Source organism: Paenibacillus tyrphae (assembly GCF_027925525.1).
GTDB lineage: Bacteria > Bacillota > Bacilli > Paenibacillales > NBRC-103111 > Paenibacillus_G > Paenibacillus_G tyrfis_B.
On record NZ_BSDJ01000002.1, the window covers coordinates 172,792 to 190,214 of the forward strand.

10 protein-coding genes are annotated in these 17,423 nt (G+C 53.5%); 1 reads left to right on the plus strand and 9 read right to left on the minus strand.

All coding sequences use genetic code 11. The annotated features are described in order from the left end of the window. Window positions 1-11 precede the first annotated feature (11 nt). The 7 genes from QMG93_RS02700 to QMG93_RS02730 all read right to left on the minus strand — a co-directional run bounded on the left by QMG93_RS02700 (window position 12) and on the right by QMG93_RS02730 (window position 14,493). Window positions 12-9,722: an amino acid adenylation domain-containing protein gene (locus QMG93_RS02700; protein WP_413789259.1), complete on the minus strand. Its 9,711-nt coding sequence runs from the start codon at window positions 9,720-9,722 to the stop codon at window positions 12-14. Between the two features lie 78 nt (window positions 9,723-9,800). Then, entirely contained in the window at window positions 9,801-10,145 is a 345-nt protein-coding gene (locus QMG93_RS02705) for a hypothetical protein (protein WP_063177861.1), read from the minus strand. A 55-nt stretch (window positions 10,146-10,200) separates the two neighbouring features. Beyond that, on the minus strand, window positions 10,201-10,932 hold the full coding sequence (locus QMG93_RS02710) for a hypothetical protein (protein ID WP_281933355.1): 732 nt from the start codon (window positions 10,930-10,932) through the stop codon (window positions 10,201-10,203). A gap of 1,257 nt (window positions 10,933-12,189) precedes the next feature. Next, entirely contained in the window at window positions 12,190-12,963 is a 774-nt protein-coding gene (locus QMG93_RS02715; protein ID WP_281933356.1) for a class I SAM-dependent methyltransferase, read from the minus strand. Window positions 12,964-13,153: 190 nt separating this feature from the next. Continuing rightward, a complete protein-coding gene (locus tag QMG93_RS02720) occupies window positions 13,154-13,576 on the minus strand; it encodes a tetratricopeptide repeat protein (protein WP_309299649.1) in 423 nt (140 codons plus the stop codon). A gap of 28 nt (window positions 13,577-13,604) precedes the next feature. Then, window positions 13,605-14,015 (minus strand): hypothetical protein, encoded by a 411-nt coding sequence (locus QMG93_RS02725; protein ID WP_281933358.1) that lies wholly within the window; start codon window positions 14,013-14,015, stop codon window positions 13,605-13,607. Window positions 14,016-14,040: 25 nt separating this feature from the next. Continuing rightward, a complete protein-coding gene (locus QMG93_RS02730; protein ID WP_281933359.1) occupies window positions 14,041-14,493 on the minus strand; it encodes a hypothetical protein in 453 nt (150 codons plus the stop codon). A 304-nt stretch (window positions 14,494-14,797) separates the two neighbouring features. Between QMG93_RS02730 and QMG93_RS02735 the strand changes: the two genes are divergently transcribed. Further along, entirely contained in the window at window positions 14,798-15,463 is a 666-nt protein-coding gene (locus QMG93_RS02735) for a DUF4386 domain-containing protein (RefSeq protein ID WP_281933360.1), read from the plus strand. Between the two features lie 68 nt (window positions 15,464-15,531). Here QMG93_RS02735 and QMG93_RS02740 read toward each other — a convergent pair whose 3' ends face one another. Further along, window positions 15,532-16,296, minus strand: a complete 765-nt coding sequence (locus QMG93_RS02740; RefSeq protein ID WP_281933361.1) for an SDR family oxidoreductase — start codon at window positions 16,294-16,296, stop codon at window positions 15,532-15,534. A 95-nt stretch (window positions 16,297-16,391) separates the two neighbouring features. After that, entirely contained in the window at window positions 16,392-17,414 is a 1,023-nt protein-coding gene (locus QMG93_RS02745; RefSeq protein ID WP_281933362.1) for a serine hydrolase domain-containing protein, read from the minus strand. Between the last annotated feature and the right edge of the window lie 9 nt (window positions 17,415-17,423).

Genomic DNA, 17,423 nt, shown 5'->3' on the forward strand with positions numbered 1-17,423 from the left:
CTCCCCCCTTGTCATGCTTCTTCCGCCAGTGCAATTTCTTCCACAAATTCGCTTCCTAGTTCCTGAACCAGCAATTCCGCAACGCGTTCGGACAGCAAAGCAATCGTGGAAGCGGTGAACAGTTCAACCAAACGTACTTCAATCATAAAGGCCGCGCGGACCCGGCCCACAAATTGCGTTGCGAGCAGCGAATTGCCTCCAAGCTCAAAAAAGTTGTCATGCACGCCGACCTGCCCGATCCCCAAAACCTCGCAAGCTATATCGGCCAGCATCGCTTCGATCGGATTGCGCGGTTCGACATACGCGGTTTCGATAGCGGGCCGGTCGGTATCCGGCGCAGGAAGGGCCCTGCGGTCGAGCTTCCCGTTCGCGGTAAGCGGCAGCCGGTCCAGGATGACGAAAGCCGACGGCACCATATGAGCCGGCAGCCTCTCCAACGTATAGGAGCGCAGCTGCGGCGCAAGCTTTCTGGCCAACGTGCCGAAGGACGGGTCGTTCGCATACGAAGCCAGCGGTTTATCCTCCAACGTCGGTTCGGGAAGAATCGCCCTTCCGCTCTTTCCATCCGTCCCCTGACGGCACAAGGCCGCTTGAAACGTAGGAAGGCCGTCCGCTTCACCGCTCCAACCAACGTGAATGGAGTAAGGCAGCTCCTTCTCCCAAGCCCAAAGCAGCCCGGGATCGACAGCTTCTTCTGTCCGGAGAAGGTCATGAGACGCTATTTCCGCTTTGGTCCGCTGCGCCGCTCCTCCCTTCACCTGTTCCCAGATGGCCAGCTCGCCGGTCAATCTCCGGTTCGGTATCCCCTTAACGATCACACGTTCGGGTTCCTCCCGTTCCAGCTTGCTCCGAAGCGAAGCGAGGGAAAGGCCGTCTTTCCGCCAATCGAGCACAAGCGGTTCGGGTTCTATCGGCTCTGCGGGACCGGACTCGGATGCATCTGCAATGTGCAACAGTACATCATAACGGTAACGCGTCAATTCGTTCTCATAGTGTCCACGTTTCAGGCGAACCTCCACCTGTCCGATTTGCGGTATCCGGCGCTTGAGCGCGTAAAACAGCTCCGGTTCGGCAAGCAGCTCGTTTTCTTCCCGAACGGCACGCTGGGCGGCAGCATGAATGCCGGATAGCTCCGCGTCCTCCGACGCCCGGAAAAATTGTACCGAGGTATGAAAAACCTCCAGCAGAGCGGCATTCCTGATATCGCCGATAAACACGGTTCCACCCGGTTTTACCCGCCTGATGGCTTGCTCCAGCATATGGATAAAATACGAGATACTCGGCAAGTACTGCATCATGGAGTTGATGACAACCGCATCATAGAAGCGGTCTTCCAATCCGGACAAGTCGTCTGCCGGCCGATGGAGCAATTCCACCTTCGCCTCCTCCAACCCTGCGGCTGCCAATTGGCTCCGCACATAGTTCAAGGCTACGTCGGACAGGTCCAAAGCCGTATAGCGCGTACAATCCGGAGCGAGCCGGAACAAAAGCATCCCGGTTCCGCAGCCGATTTCCAGTATCTCTTTGGCATTCAACTGGGCGATTTGCTCTACAGTATGTTCGACCCAATCGTGCATTTCGCGATCGGGGATCGGCTGACCCGTATAACTGCTGCTCCAGCCTGTCGTATTCAAGGCAAGATCACCCTGGTGTTCACCTTGGCTATAGGTCGTGTCGAACACAGCCTGCCACTGGGACACCTGCTCCTGACCCGCCACGCTTTCGGGCAAATCGACTTCGACCCGTTCGGGCTTCGCAACGACATACGCCACCAGTCTGCGATCCTCCGGGGCCGGTTCCCATACTTGCAGCACGCAATCCTGTACGGCCGTATGCTGCCTCAGCACAGCTTCAATCTCGCCGGGCTCGATCCGGAAACCGCGAATTTTGACCTGTTCGTCTGCTCGCCCGACATATTCAAGCAAGCCTCCCGGCAGCATGCGTCCCCAATCACCAGACCGATACAACCGTTCTCCTTCGCCTGGACGGAACGGATTCGGAACGAACCGGGCAGCCGTCAGCTCAGGACGATTCAGATAGCCTTGGGCTAAACCCGCACCGCCGATGCAGATTTCACCGACGGCGCCGGGCGGCACCGGCCGCAGACCGGCATCAAGAATGTAGATCTCCAGATCGGGGATCGGCACTCCGACTGAAGCCGGATGAAGCATCGCCTCCTCGATGGAACGGATGGGGGAATACGTCACATGCACCGTCGTCTCCGTAATGCCGTACATATTGACCAGTTGCGGAGCGTCCAATCCGTATCTTTCCACCCAAGGGGCAAGCAGCCCGGGATCGAGCGCCTCGCCGCCGAAAATCACATACCGCAGTGAAAGAGGAACGGGATCGGAGCACTGACCGTCCGCATAGATCAGCAGACGGAAGGCCGAAGGCGTCTGGTTCAACACCGTCACCTTCTGGTCGCGCAGCAGGTTCAGGAACAACTCGGGAGAACGGCTGACGGAGTAAGGAACGACAACCAGCTTTCCACCGTGGAGCAGTGCTCCCCACAGCTCCCATACGGAGAAATCGAAGGCATACGAATGAAACAAGGTCCATACGTCTTTCTCTCCAAAGCGATACCAATCCGCCGTTGCTTGAAACAACCGGACCACGTTAAAATGCGTAATCAGTGCACCCTTGGGCTTTCCGGTAGAACCCGAGGTATAGAGGACATAAGCGGTATCCTGCGGACGCACCTCGATGTCGAGGGGCTTTCCGTCCTCGTGCCGGGGTTCCGGCCCGGCATCGATGCACAGAACCTGCACTCCATCCAACCGTAACGCGCGCTCCCTTGTCGCCTCCTGCGTGATCACCACCGCAGCGGAAGAATCGCTGAGAATAAAGTTCAGCTGCTCTTCCGGATATACCGGATCTAAGGCGATATATCCCGCCCCTGCCTTCAAAACGCCCAGAATGGCAATGACCATCTCAAGCGAACGTTCGGTGCAAATGCCGACCAATGCTCCTTGTCCGACGCCCCGAGAGGCAAGCCTGCGCGCCATGTCATTGGCCCTTGCTTCCAACTGCCCGTAAGTCAGCTGCCGGTCTCCGCAAACGACAGCCACATTGTCCGGACGACATTGCGCCTGTTGCTCGAAGAGGTGATGCAAGCAGGCTTGCGGCGCAAACTCAACGCGCCTACGGACCGCTTCTGCTGCAAGTCCCCGCTCTTCGGCTTCCGTAAGGAGGGGCAAATCCTTCACCGCACACGCCGGATCATCGACCAGCTTGCGCAGCAACGTTCCGAAGCTTTGAATAAAACGTTCGATGGTCGCAGCTTCGAACAGCTCCGTATCGAACTCGCATTCGATCAACAGCCCCTTGGGGGTCTCCAGCAGATCGAAAATCAAATCCAACTCCGACGTCCCGTTGTCGATCTGTGCCACCGGAGCGATGAAACCGGCCTCCAGCGAGGACCCGATTTTTAACGAGGACGCCCGGCCGGAGAAGGTATGCATCACGACCGCAATGTCATATAACGGATTACGGTTGCCATGACGGCTCGGATTGACCGCTTCGACGATTTTTTCAAACGGGCATTCGCTATGAGCAAAAGCGTTCATCACCGTGCTTCCGACCGTATGAATGAACGAGAGCGCGCTCGCATCGGCCTGAACCTTCGTACGTAAAGGCAGATGATTCGTAAAATCGCCCATCATCTGCTCAAGCTCCTCCGTCGTCCTGCCGGAAACGGTAGTGCCGATAATCAGGTCCTCGCGACCGGTCCAGCGGTATAGCAGAGCTTTCATGGCCGCCACCAGCGTCACGAAAGGAGTGACGTTCTGATTGCGGCTCAACGTATTCACCGCTTCCATCAATTCCGTCGGCAAGTAAGCGTGTATCCGCCGGCCAAGATGCTTCGTAAAGGCTTGTCTTTGCCGGTCGGCCGGGAAGCAGGGATGGAACGACGCCCCTTCCAATTGCTCCTTCCAATAGTTTAGCTGCGGAGCTAAATAAGCGTCGTTCAATCGCGTCCGCTGCCACTCGGCGTAATCGATATATTGAATGTGCTGCCCGGAAAGCGGAGAAGCTTCCCCCTTCTCGAAAGCAGCGTACAATAAATCCAGCTCGCGCATAAAAACACCGACCAAGGACCAGCCGTCCGCCACAATATGGTGGAGCAGGAGAAGCAAGATGTGATCCTCGTCGCCAAGCTTAATAAGGAGAGCCCGCATAAGCGGATCTTGGCTCAAGTCCAGCGGCCGTCTGGCCTCCTCCAAGGCAATGCGGTTCGCTTCAATCTCCCGCGACTCCGGGGCGAGATGGCGGAGATCAACGACCGGCAGCGGCATAGGCTCGGAAACGAGCACCCGCTGACGCGGTTCCCCTTCGATCGCATCGATACGTATCCGAAGAATCTCGTGTCGGTTCAGAAGCTCCTGAAGGCTTCGATGCAGTACGTCCTGCTTCAGCGGTCCGTTCAAGCGCAATCCAGTGGGCAAATTGTAGGCCGGCGTTGACGGGTCCATCTGCTGAAGCAGCCAAAGCTGGCGTTGCGGGATGGACAGCGTATACGATTCTTCTCCCCTGGAGAGCTGCAAAATCGGCGCCTGCTCCCCTGACGAACCCGCGTTCATCGAAGGATCAAGCACCTGCAGGCAAACCGCAGCGATGCTTGCCAAGGTCGCCTCTCCCATGAAAGAAATCATCGGCACAGTCACCCGAAGGTCTCTTTGCATTCGGTTCCGCAGCTGTATGGCCATCAACGAGTCGAAGCCCAGCGTCCCTACAGCTTGCTCGCCTTCCAGAGACGATTCGGAGAGCATAAGCATGGAAGCCAGCTGCTTCCGAAGATAGGCGGTCACAGCCTCCGCCTGCTCCGGTCCCCCCTTCAAGATTCGTCCAAGCTCGTCGGTGCCTTCTTGCAAAGCATGGTCATCGCGACTTGTATCCGTCATTGGCGGATAGTCTGAAATTTCCGTCGCATCCGGCCATGCTTCCGGTCCCGTCTTCATATCTCCTACATACCTGTTCCTTGCCTGAAAGGCCGTCACTGATGGACTCCAATACCGCTCTTGGTCAAACGCATAAGTCGGAATTGCTATCCTTCTTCCCGTCTCGTGCGATTCTTGCGCGCTCTTGGCGGTCCAATTCAAGGAAATTCCATAACAATACAGCTCTCCCATTGCCTCCAAAAGGGTTCTTCTATCGTCTTTCCCTTTCCTCAAGGAGGGAAGACAAACGGCATCAGGCAAAGACTGGGATGCTAAATACGTGAGAGTTGCTGTCGGACCGATTTCGACGAATACTTCGCAGCCCAGCTCGCCGAGGGCTTGGACACCCGCTGCAAACTGTACCGGCTGCCGAAGTTGGTCGCGCCAATACCTTGCATCCGGCTTTTCCCCGGACGGCCAAGCGGTCCCGGTCAAATTCCGGATCAGCGGAAGCTGAGGCGCTCCATAGGCGTACCTTGCCGCAGCAGCCTCGAACGGCGCCAGCACGGCATCCATTTTCGCCGAATGAAATGCGTGCGACACCCGCAAAAAGCGGCAGTCCACTCCCTCGGCCTTCAGGCTCTCGCACAACCGGTCAAGGGCTTCCGGATCGCCAGCCACCACCGTATTCCCCGCACCGTTAACGGCTGCGACCGATAGCCGGTCCGAATACGGCTCCAGCAAGGCCTCAACCTGCGGTAATGGCAGCATCAAAGCCCCCATACGTCCGGGTTCCGTGAGCGACTGCATCAGCTCCCCGCGTTCGGCAACCAACCGCAAGCCGTCGAGCCAGTCCAGCACTCCGGCGGCACAGGCAGCGGCAAATTCTCCCACGCTATGGCCGCACACAGCCGCAGGCCCGATCCCCCAAGCGCGATAAAGCTCGGTCAAGGCGTATTGAAACGCAAAGAGAAGCGGCTGGACATAAGAAGTGTCTTCCATCCAATTGTCCGCACCCTCCTCCTGAAGAATCGCCGCCTTAAGCGAGCGTCCTTTAAACGCAGGAAAAGCTTGAAGCGTTCTGTCGCAAGCATCCATCGTCTGCCGGAATACCGGCTCCGTCTCATATAGTTGCCGCCCCATTCCGGGGTAGACCTCCCCCTGCCCGGCAAAAATGAAGGCAAGCTTTGGGCTTTTTAAAGTCCGTCTCAAGGCCGAAGGTTCACCCGTTCCTTGGCCGATGAGCCGCAACTGCTCCGACATTTCCCCGGGGGTTGCCCCTACCGTGGCGGTACGGAACGGCAGTTGGGCTCGTGCCGTATTCGCCGTGCAGCAGAAATCGGCAAGCGAGACGGACGGCTTTTCCGCCAAGAATTTCCCGTAACGTCCGGCCAAAGCCCGCAGCGACCGCTCGCTGCCTGCCGACAAAGTCAACAGTCGCAGCGGGGAAACGGAAGGCTCCGCGACCGGCTTGTCCGCAACCGGCGGCGCTTCTTCCACAATCACATGCACATTGGTTCCGCTAAAGCCGAACGAGCTGACCCCTGCGATCCTTCGAGAAGAAGGTCCGTTCGGCCAAGGCGTGCTTTGTGTGGGAATGGCAATGGGAAGCGAGCTCCAATCGATGTAAGGGTTAGGCTGATGAAAATGAAGATGCTTGGGTATGCACCGGTTTTGCAGTGAGAGGACCGTTTTCACCAAACCGGCAATGCCGGCCGCAGCTTCCAAGTGACCTATATTCGTCTTTACAGAGCCGACCAGAAGGGCATGATCCGGGCCGCGTCCTTCGCCTAGCGCATCCGCAAGCGCATGGATTTCTATCGGGTCGCCGAGCACGGTTCCTGTCCCATGCGCTTCCACGTACTGAATCTCCTGCGGCTTTACGCCCGCGCTGCCGATCGCCTCACGGATGACCGCAGTCTGGGAAGCCTTGCTCGGCGCGGTGAGTCCGTTCGTGCGTCCGTCCTGATTGGCAGCCGACCCGCGAATGACTGCCAGGATAGGGTCTTTCGCCGCCTGCGCGTCGGATAACCGCTTGAGTACGACAACGGCGCAGCCTTCTCCGCGCACATAGCCGTCGGCCGTACCGTCGAAGGTATGGCATCGTCCGGTTGGCGACAGCATTCTTGCCTTGGAAAGACCGATGTTCACCTCAGGCGACAGCGTAAGGTTTACACCGCCTGCCAGAGCCATCTCACATTCCCCGTTACGAATGCTTTGACAAGCAAGATGCACGGCCATAAGCGAAGAGGAGCAGGCCGTATCTACCGCCATGGCAGGCCCTTGCAGCCCCAAGCAGTAAGAGAGCCGTCCGGCTGCCGTACTGAGCGCTCCGCCGGATGCCGTATAGGGGCCAAGCCGCTCGATATCCATCCACTGCATACGTTGATAGTCGCTTTGGCTAAGGCCCACAAATACTCCCGCGGGCTGGCCTGCCAGCCGGTCGGGAGCATGACCGCTGCGTTCCAGCGCCTCCCAGCTCAACTCCAGCAGCAGCCGCTGCTGTGGGTCCAGCTCCATCGCTTCCGGACGGGAGATATTGAACAGCTTGGCGTCGAAAACATCGATATCGGCAAGGAAGCCGCCATGCTTGCTGTACGTTTTCCCCAGCACATCGGGCTCCGCGTCATAGTAGTCTTCCACCCTCCATCGCTCAGGGGGTACCTCCGTAATACAATCCTCCCCGCTCTGCAGTACTTGCCAGAAAGCTTCGGGGTCGGGCGCTCCCGGAAAACGACATGCGAGTCCGATAATCGCAATGGGCCCTGCGCTATGGTTTCGTTGGATGCGGGCCCCCGTATCTGTCCCGGCGTCAGTCAGATGCTTCGCCAAGGCGCGGATGTTCGGCTGCTCGAACAACAAGGTTGGTGGCAGCCTGCGTCCGACATGCAGCTCAATCTCCCCAGTCAGAAGGATGGCTTCCTTCGAACCAAGCCCCAGAGACGAGAAAGGCGTTAGAGGATCAATCTCCGCAGAAGGCAGTCCCAGACGGGAAGCTACCTGTTCACGGACCCAATGCTCCAATGCCTCTTCTTTCCCGGAACTGGCAAACCACTGCCCTTCCAGGCCGTCAACTTGAATCCGCGAAGCCTCTTGTTCAGGGACGGCCAAGGCCTTCCAGCTTCCAATCACATCCAACAGGCCGCTTTCATAAGCTTGTTTACTTGCGTTTCGCTGGATTTTTCCGCTGCTCGTTTTGGGAATGCTACTGGGACGGATCAGCGTCAAGCATTCGAGGGAAATGCCGTGAACGTCCGAGATCGCCTGACGAACCTCATGAGCGACGGCTTCCATGTCGAGCTTGGCCTTACGCGCTGCAAGCTTCACTTCGTAGACAAGACCGACGCCTTCCGTTCCGCGAGTCCTCACGGCAAACGCCGCCCCGGCCCCGTTGCGCAAAATCGGGCAGCTTCTCTCCGCCGTAAGCTCAATGTCCTGCGGATAATGATTTTGCCCGTCAACAATGATCAAGTCCTTCCGTCGGCCGGCAAAATACAAATCTCCATCCCGCAGAAATCCCAGATCGCCTGTGCGCAGGAAAGGTCCTTCTTTCGTATCGCTGGTATAGGCGCGGAACGCCGTTTCCGTCTCTTCCGGCCGGTTCCAGTAGCCTGCGCAAACGGACCCGCCGGCTGCCCATATTTCGCCAACCTGATTGTCAGCGCATACTTGCAGCGTTTCCGGGTCCACGATAAGAACTCTCATATCCCATCCCGCTTTTCCGCAGGAAGGAAAGGCCGTGCCGGGTTCTCCGCCGGTACAGTCCACGATCCTGTTCGAGGACAGCTCAGCCGAAGCTCCCATGATATAAGTAGGCCCGTTTCGCAAAGCGGACGAGACTTGAAGAGTCGTTTCGGCCATGCCGTAGCCGGGCGCCAACGCCTGCCGGCGAAACCCGCATGCAGCGAACATGGAAGCAAATTCCTCCAATGTTTCTTGACGGACCGGCTCCGCCGAAACCACTATCGCTTCCCAACTGCTCAGATCCAGCTGGGAGATCTGCTCCGGGGTCACCTTTCGTACGCACAAGTCAAAAGCAAAGTTCGGTCCCCCGCCGTGGGTTACCTTCCAGCGTGTGATCGCCTCCAGCCAGCGGACCGGCTGCTGTACGAAAGAGACCGGGTCCATTAAAAAACCGCAATGTCCGTTGTATACGGGCAGCATGATCCCTTCGATCAAGCCCCAGTCGTGAAAAGGCGGCAGCCAAATCAGCGAAACGGAGTCCGCCCGGTACCGCAAGGATTCCACCATCAGACGGCATTGCGCCAACAAATTGCCGTGCGTAACCATTACCCCTTTGGGTAATGAAGTGGACCCTGACGTATATTGAAGGTAAGCCACCGCCTCTGGAGCGGGATCGTATGTAGTATATGCCGTGGCTTGATCCGAAGAAATCCGATCGACGGCAAGCCAGCGCATCGTCGATAGCTCGGGCAGCTGCTCTTTACAGCTCTCAAGCTGTTTCAGTAGCCCGGATTGCGTCAGGGCAATAACGGGCTCCGCGTCTCGGATCATCGAGCTGATCCGATGGCTTCCCCCGCCCGCTGCCCGCTGACGAAGGCGGGGAGGATAAGCAGGGACAGCGATGACACCGGCATACAAACAACCAAATAATGCCGTTATATAGTCGATCCCCGGGTGAAACAAAAGAATCGCCCGCTGACCGGGCGCAACCTCGGTTTGCAGAGCGCTTGCTATCGCTCTCGCCCGAAGATCCAGCAGAGCATACGTAAGCGAATCGCCGGGCAGCTCTCCGTCCTGCAGGAACGTATGAATCGCTTGATCCGGCATGTCGGCGACACGTCGGCGTAGAATGTCCAGAAACGAAGATTCTTTGAGCACTGTCGTCACCTCGAAGATAAGTATCCTGAAGAATAAGGGTTGCCACCGCTGAATAAATTCACCGGTGGCAGCATCGGGTTAAATTGCTAAATTGAATTCGAAACGTTTCGTAATCCGGCTCTTCCATACCTTCATCGCTGACGAATAATCGTTCAAAATACGGATGCCTTCCTCCTGGCCGAAATACTCGATTACAATTTCGGGGGTATGCATCCACAGATCCATGTCGCCGAGCGACTCCATCGGAATGGTCAGCGACAGCACGTCATCTCCGCCCACGAAGGTGCGGTAAAGCGTCAGCCGGTGCCCTAAGCCTTTGGCATGATTATGGTGAGCGACCAAAATTTTGGTGAAATTTTCTTCAAACTGCGATGTTTTGCTCGGGATAATATAGAAATCCAAGTGATATAAAAATTGTTCCATGAGTGGACAGCTCCTTTATAAGGGATCAAATTGGTCTTGCTTTCCGGAAAATGAGCTACTCGACGAATTCGCAGCCGGAATTGTCGCAGCTGGGCACGAAAGTCATCAAATACGACTTGTAGTCTTCCACTCCGGCTAAGAGCGAGTCGCGAATCGTCTTGGCTTCTTCGCTCCCGAATACATTCAAAATCTCTCCCAGTCCCTGCCAAGGATCCATATCACCGAATTTTCTCATCGGTACAAACAGATGGACCTTACGGGAATCCGTTCCCTCCTCGGCATAGGCAACCCACTTTAACCCTTGACCGTGCTGATTGTGAGCTTGGATCGCCTTCGATACCAGCTCTTGATACTCGGCGGTGCCCGATTTCTCATTCAGCTGCACGACAGCGTAATAGATATATTCCATCGGCGTTTCTTCTTTCTGGGAAGACGGATTGCTGGCCAACGGCAAATATTTCAGAAGCTTGCGTTCGTCCGAAATTAACGTAGAGCGGAACGCCTCGATCGTTTGCGTGCCCTCCTCTTCCCCTAGCACTTCACACAAAACTTGCTCGTCGGAAAGAGCCTTTTCGCGTTCGTCGGCTTCATTCATCGGGTACATGAGCCATACGACGCCTGCGCCGATCCAGCTTCCGTAGCAGGAATAGATGCTCCCCTTTTGATGTTCCTTGTGAGCGTTGGCGACTTTCACCAGACAGTCGTGGAATAAAATACCCGGCCCCACTTCATGATCCAGGTTGATTTGATACACATAAGGAGAAGGCTCTGTCCCATTCGGAGACATATACGGGAACCCCCATTTTAACTCTAAACTTGGAATAATTTGCGCCATGACCATGACTCCTCTCATTGGTTTCGTAAATCGATGGATTAGGTAGACCGATTATGTAAAATCAAGGTGTACGGATGGAAAGGGCTTTGAGGAAAAGCCGATCATGCAATCTATTCAACTTCAACGCTCCGCTTGCGGGACAAGCCGACTCAATCGTTATTGGAAGCGCTTCCGATTCCGGATTTGCATACAGAACAGCCTGATGTCTTGCCGCAGTTTTGGACAATCCGTATAGCATCATGGAAAATTATTGGACATCGGTTGATTTTGTCGAATATTATAAAATATTTGCTGATTTAAGCGAATTATTCCGGCTGCTGCTTCACTTATGGCTTTTACTTTTCTTCACTTCAATTCCATCTTACCCCATCATTTCAAAAAAACGAATCAACCGAAAGGTGGATGGGCAAGGTTGATTTTTTTAGACAACCCGTCTGTCGAATGCTGTGGATTGACTCACTCTTCGATAGATTTTCTTCGGGATCTACGTTTGACGTTAAAACCTAAATAACCCGTAAAATGGTCAAAGTGTCCATCTTACGGGTCACAGATCAGAAGGTCATAGACCAAATTTCCGAACTGTCTAATATCTTTTAAATAATCATATTCGCCGGTATTGGTTAACTGGTTATACATTCGTACGACGACTGCATCATACTCCGGAATAACTAAGCATGCGCATCCCGTTATGCCAAGTATTTGATAAGAACTGCTTGGCAAACGTTCTCCTACCTGGTTCAAAGAAGTATCGCTCTGAAGCCACCATATACAACCGTTGCGAGGCAAATGAAGCGGAACCGTCTTCGGCGTGGCCAGTGAGGTTACTCGTTCAAAACACTTGGAGGCAGCAGCTGTCTTCCGTTCAACCGGCCCTTTTTAAGGTGAATATATCCCCACATTGCCAAGTCTCTTGCGCTAACAAACAAATTGCTTTGGTCTCCGGCATCGCTGTTATTTGGACCGACCCAAATATCTTTATAATAGTTGTAAATGAGGTCCTCACTCCGTTAAGTTCGAGACCAGCTCAAATAACATGTTAATGCCCGGATTTCTGTAGGCCCAATTTTCCCCCGCCTGAAACTCTCTTGATAGTATGTTATATACATATTCGTTGAGGCTTTGAAAATGGTTGGTATTCAATTTCACCAAGATACATGTCTCCTTTTCCTTGGCACAGGCGACAAGAAAAAGCCAAAGCTGTTCATCCCCTTACGCCGATGGCTTGATGGCTACAATGCGCAATCGGCGGGTATCGGCCATCCATTGATCTCCCCGGTCAACGTGCGGCTTAACCTTTGCCTCGATGGTGCGGTAGATCGATGCTTTGTCTTCCGGCGTGACGTCCGGGAAGAAATAATCGGCGAATTTGTCCAACCAGTTCCGTAGCCCTGTCTCTCCCTTGAGCGGGGTTGGCTTGTCGAAATGCTGAGCCAACGTGACACGGAAGCCGGTCTCCTCTAGGAGGCTGGCATATTCACCAATGGTGGGAAAATACCACGGATTCCGTCCCGCCCACGTATAACCATGTATCTCCAGCGCCTCCTCCATCGCGTTGGTCAACACGGCGACATTGCCGCTACCGGCGAATTCGGCAACGAATCGGCCGCCATCCCGCAGGGCCAGCCAGATGGAGTTGACAACGGCAGGAGCATCCTTGATCCAATGCAACGCTGCATGGGAGAACACAGCGTCAAAGCGGACATCTGTGCGGTAATGACAAGCGTTTTCTACCTGAAAATTCAGTTCAGGGTATTTCTGTCGGGCCTGCCTAACCATCTCCTCCGACAGGTCGATACCTGTAGGTACCGCTCCGGCGGCTGCGATCTCGGCCGTCAAGTTCCCATTCCCGCAGCCCACGTCCAGGATTCGCTCCCCGGGTTGGGGCTGCAGCAAGGTCAAGACCCCGACGCCAAGCTTGGCGACAAAATCTTGGTTTGCATCAAATACTTCCGAGTTCCGGTGACGGTCGCTTTCGAATTTCATCTTTCTCACCCCAATTACAGACTTAATGTGTCCATAATAGCCGCAATATTACGACCTGTCAAGAACCCTTTGTCGGCAATGGGATAAAGCTCTTGTCTTTTGCTCATGACAACAACCTTATCCCATAAAACAAAAAAGCCGCGATTTACGCGGCAACTCACGAGATCATGTTTATACGGCACCTGAAATTTTAAATTTCTATTTTTGTCTCCAAAAACTCAAGATACTTCGGGTCATCTTCCATAAAAATGGATATACCGGCACCCATGTAAGCCCGGGTTAGCTCGTCTGCCGCCTTCTCTAGGTTTTCCTGTTCATAGTACAACTGCCCTAGCCGAAGATGAATATAAGGGTTGCCCAACCCCTTCGGACACTGTACCGCATTAAAAAAGCATTTGAATGCCTTGTCGTAATTCTTCATTCCAAAATGAACATCCCCAATAGCTACGTACAACCACGTAGCGGCCTCCCACTCTCGATGGTTTTCCGGCAATAAGCGGAGAGCCGCGACATACTTCTGCTTGCCCGCCTCAAGATCGCCTGCCTTCACCAAATCATCGCCTTGTTTAGACAGAGCGGTAATTTCGGAATAGGTGGAATCTGAAAGTTGCACTGCCATCCCTCCTCTCCTACCCTTGAATTTAACGAATGATTGTTTTTTGACTTTCATCAAAAATGATGGCGTCGGGTATTTCCAATAAATAGTCTATCGCCCAAATGATATGATTCGTGAAATCCCGTCTCTCATCAGCCGAGAATACAAAGCGAATGCGATCGGTATAATCTTTGATTTCTGGCGGACAATCCTCGACGACGCTTGCAATATAATTTGCATCTGCTTCTACATTGCGGCCCGTTTCAAAGTGTGCCGTAAAATTCCATCCTGGCCAATTAAGAATCGCATATTTTTGTTTCGTGAAAGGATTCGTTGATGTTCCTATTTCCAGACCATTCTTTGTTTCAAAATCAAAATAGGTGCCCAACTCCGAAGCAAGACGTTCATAGGAGTATGGGTTTGACGACTTCGCAAGGTAGGCATGGATTACGAACATGTTCCGGTTCTCCTGGACAATACGATCATGTCTTCAACTCCTTTAGATGTATACTTTCTTCGGCGCCGGAAAGATCGTCGAACCCCATAATGCGCACATCGTGGAAATTCACCAGCACGCCGTAAGGCTCACAGATATCCAGACTCCCCTCGGCGAACAAGATGGACCAGTCCAAGCCGCCCCAGAACGTGAACTCCGGATCGGCAATCAACGGCGCCTTGCCCTCCCCTTCGGGATCGAGGCCCAGCTCGGAGATCAAGAAATCCCTCGCCATATCGGTATAAGCCTTCACCCCCGCGATCCTCAAGCGAATGAACTCGAAATCGACTTCTTCCAGGCGATCGCGAGCGGGCAACTTGATGGAGAAAAACACCGGATTTCCTGAAGCGACATATCGCCCCTGGGCGAACACTTCGCCGTCGTCGCTCTCGTTGATGCGCAGATCACCGATAGGCGAACTCAAAACCTCTTCCGTCATTTCCCGCCCCCCCATAGTTGAATACCTTGCCGCACGACGCGTCGTTAACAGAACATGCAATCGTCACAAGGTTGACTTTATACCGCCCTGACATTCTATGGTTTGTTTCACAATCCATATATCCTACTATAAGTCCAATACAAACTAAATACGACAATTTACTTATTTTTCCCCAAAAACGATCCTTTAATCCATACTTTAGTATCTATTAGGGCGAGTTGTATTGCGGATATAATTGCACGTGAATGAGCGTGAATCGCCCAATTCGGCCATAGGCAGGCTGTAAACTACGGAGGAGGGAAACATGGGTGCGAATCGAAGGTCTGCAGTCATGGTTGGCGTATTATTTTTAATTGCAACGGCTGCGTATATTTCAGGAAATGTACTGATTGAATCTATCATGAGCGCTCCGGATGATCTCAAAGATGTTTATTCAAAGAAAGACCAAGTCATCTTGGGAGTATTGCTTGAGCTCATAAATTGCTTCGCTGTTGTCGGAATCGCAATCGTATTGTTCCCCATCTTAAAGCAGCATAATGAAAAAATCGCCTTAGGCTACATTGGTTTCCGGGTGATTGAGGCTATGCTCCTTATCGTTGGGACAATCGGTCCGTTATTGCAGATCAGATTAAGCCAAGAATATATCCAGGCAGGAGCACCGGCTCATTCCTATTTTCACACCATAGGAGCGTTAGCGGCAGAAGGCAGTTTTTTGGCTTTTCAGCTGGCCATGATTGTACTCGGTCTGTACAGCCTTGTGTTCTGTACTTTGCTGTATCGAACAAAACTCATTCCGCGTTTCCTAACCGTCTTAGGCCTTGTTGGATACGCATCGTTGTCAGCCAGTGCCATCGTAGAGCTTATGGGTTATAATGGCATGGTTCTGTATGCTCCGGGAGCCCTTTTCGAGATCATGATGCCGCTTTGGCTGATCGTCAAAGGGTTCAACGCATCCAAAATAAGGACTTAAAGGGTAAAATTAAAAAATCACCAATCCGTAAAGGAACATTGGTGATTTTTCTATTATCAGTTGAGAATTTACAGGTGAGATCCGCCGCTTACATCGAGCAATTGACCGGTTACCCAACGGCTGTCCGACGAAGCGAGAAAAGCGGCAACATCCGCCACATCCTCGGGTTCTCCCCATCGGTTGAAGGTTGAAAGTCCCGCCGCATATCGCTGCCCATCAGGATTTTGCAGCGTCCCGGCATTCATCTCTGTATTAATGATCCCGGGTTGAATGGCGTTAACCGTAATATTACGGCCTCCAAGCTGTTTGGCCAGAAGGCGGGTAAAGGTGTCGATAGCTCCTTTTGACATGCTGTAGGCGAACACGCTTGGGGAGGCTACGCGCGTCACAAAAGATGAAATATTAATAATGCTTCCTCCCTCTTTCAGACGCAGTAAAGCTTGCTGAGTGACGAAAAGCGGCGCTTTGACGTTGATTGTCATCACCTCGTCAAATGATTGCTCCGTTGCCTCATCCAGGCTGACAATTTGGCCGATTCCGGCATTGTTGACAAGAATATCGAATTCGCTGCCGCCCGTATACTTCTCAAGGGCATCATCCAGTGCCGCGAATAATTCATGAACGCCGTCGAGCGTGTTCAGGTCAGCGCCAATCGCGCAAGCGCGCCCTCCGCTTTGTTCGATCTGCCGAACGACGGCCTCCGCTTCATTTTGTCTTTTTCCATAATGCACGGCGACAAAAGCTCCCTCCTGCGCCAGACGCAATGCGATACTGCGGCCAATTCCCCGGCTTGCCCCGGTGACTAAAGCGACTTTGCCTTCCAACCTATTCATGTCTTCATCTCCTTGTCCGAATTCAAGTATAGTTATATCACAACACATCATTTGAAATGTTGCTCTCCTATTCGGTTCCAAGGGGAAGGCTACTTTTAGTCAATTACAGCCGGGACAATCCATTCCTTAATCAGTGTCCACCTGTCACGGGGATGAATAATGAATTCCGATGCGATGGCTACGACCAGGTCTTTTTCCGGAATGCAGCAAATGACATTGCCGCCATCGCCTAGCGCTGAGTATGCAGAAACTCCGTCCTCTTCGCGTAACCACCATAGATAACCGTAGTTATGGGGGTTCATCGCTGTCGATTCGTCAATCCAGGCCTCGGAAACAATCGGATGATTGTCCCAACGGCCGCGGTTCAGGTATAGAAAACCGAAACGAGCCATATCGCGGGGAGTTAACGTAAGTCCCCATCCTCCTGTGGAGTTGCCGTTCGGGTCGTTAACCCACCCTTTCACATTTTTCCCGAACAAATCCTCAAACCCGAATGATTTCATTTCGTAATCCGGGATTTCCTGCATGCCGACCGGTTTAAACAAGTGTTCGTTGGCAAACGCGCGGGCACTTGTTCCCGTGCTGCGAGTGAGGATGGCCGAAAGCAGGTGCGCCCCTGCGGTGGAATACTTAAACGCCCCTATACTTCCTTGTTGGCCCAGCATATCCAGCGTATATTTTATCCAGTCGGGCTGCATGCACATCTTGTCCAGCGGTTCGTGCCAGTCCTCAAACGGATAGGGAGCCGTCATCGTGAGAAGATGGCGTATGGTAATTTCGCGTTTCTGCCGATCGGCAGCATCGGGAACATATTCAGGGAAAAAATCCAGCACCTTCTGATCTACATCTTTAATATATCCTGCATCGATGGCAATACCGATGAGGGCGGATAGTATGCTTTTCGTTACAGATGCCACATGGTGCGGATCGTTCGGACCATAGCCGTTATAATAACTTTCATAAGCGATGTATCCATTCCGCACAACAACAATACCGTTGATATTGCTGTACTCGGATCTTATCGTTGATTCAAGCGCTGAAAGCTGTTTAGAGTCCATACCCAAGGCTGCCGGGTCTGTGACTTGCCATTGTGCCGTTGGCCAGTAGTTTCTTTGCATGATAGGCAC

Bases quoted from the DNA above. Each gene is read 5' to 3' on its own strand.
- QMG93_RS02740 (WP_281933361.1), bottom strand. From the start codon at position 16,296: ATGAATAGGTTGGAAGGCAAAGTCGCTTTAGTCACCGGGGCAAGCCGG.
- QMG93_RS02705 (WP_063177861.1), bottom strand. From the start codon at position 10,145: ATGGAACAATTTTTATATCACTTGGATTTCTATATTATCCCGAGCAAA.
- QMG93_RS02730 (WP_281933359.1), bottom strand. From the start codon at position 14,493: ATGACGGAAGAGGTTTTGAGTTCGCCTATCGGTGATCTGCGCATCAAC.
- QMG93_RS02715 (WP_281933356.1), bottom strand. From the start codon at position 12,963: ATGAAATTCGAAAGCGACCGTCACCGGAACTCGGAAGTATTTGATGCA.
- QMG93_RS02745 (WP_281933362.1), bottom strand. From the start codon at position 17,414: ATGCAAAGAAACTACTGGCCAACGGCACAATGGCAAGTCACAGACCCG.
- QMG93_RS02725 (WP_281933358.1), bottom strand. From the start codon at position 14,015: ATGTTCGTAATCCATGCCTACCTTGCGAAGTCGTCAAACCCATACTCC.
- QMG93_RS02710 (WP_281933355.1), bottom strand. From the start codon at position 10,932: ATGTCTCCGAATGGGACAGAGCCTTCTCCTTATGTGTATCAAATCAAC.
- QMG93_RS02735 (WP_281933360.1), top strand. From the start codon at position 14,798: ATGGGTGCGAATCGAAGGTCTGCAGTCATGGTTGGCGTATTATTTTTA.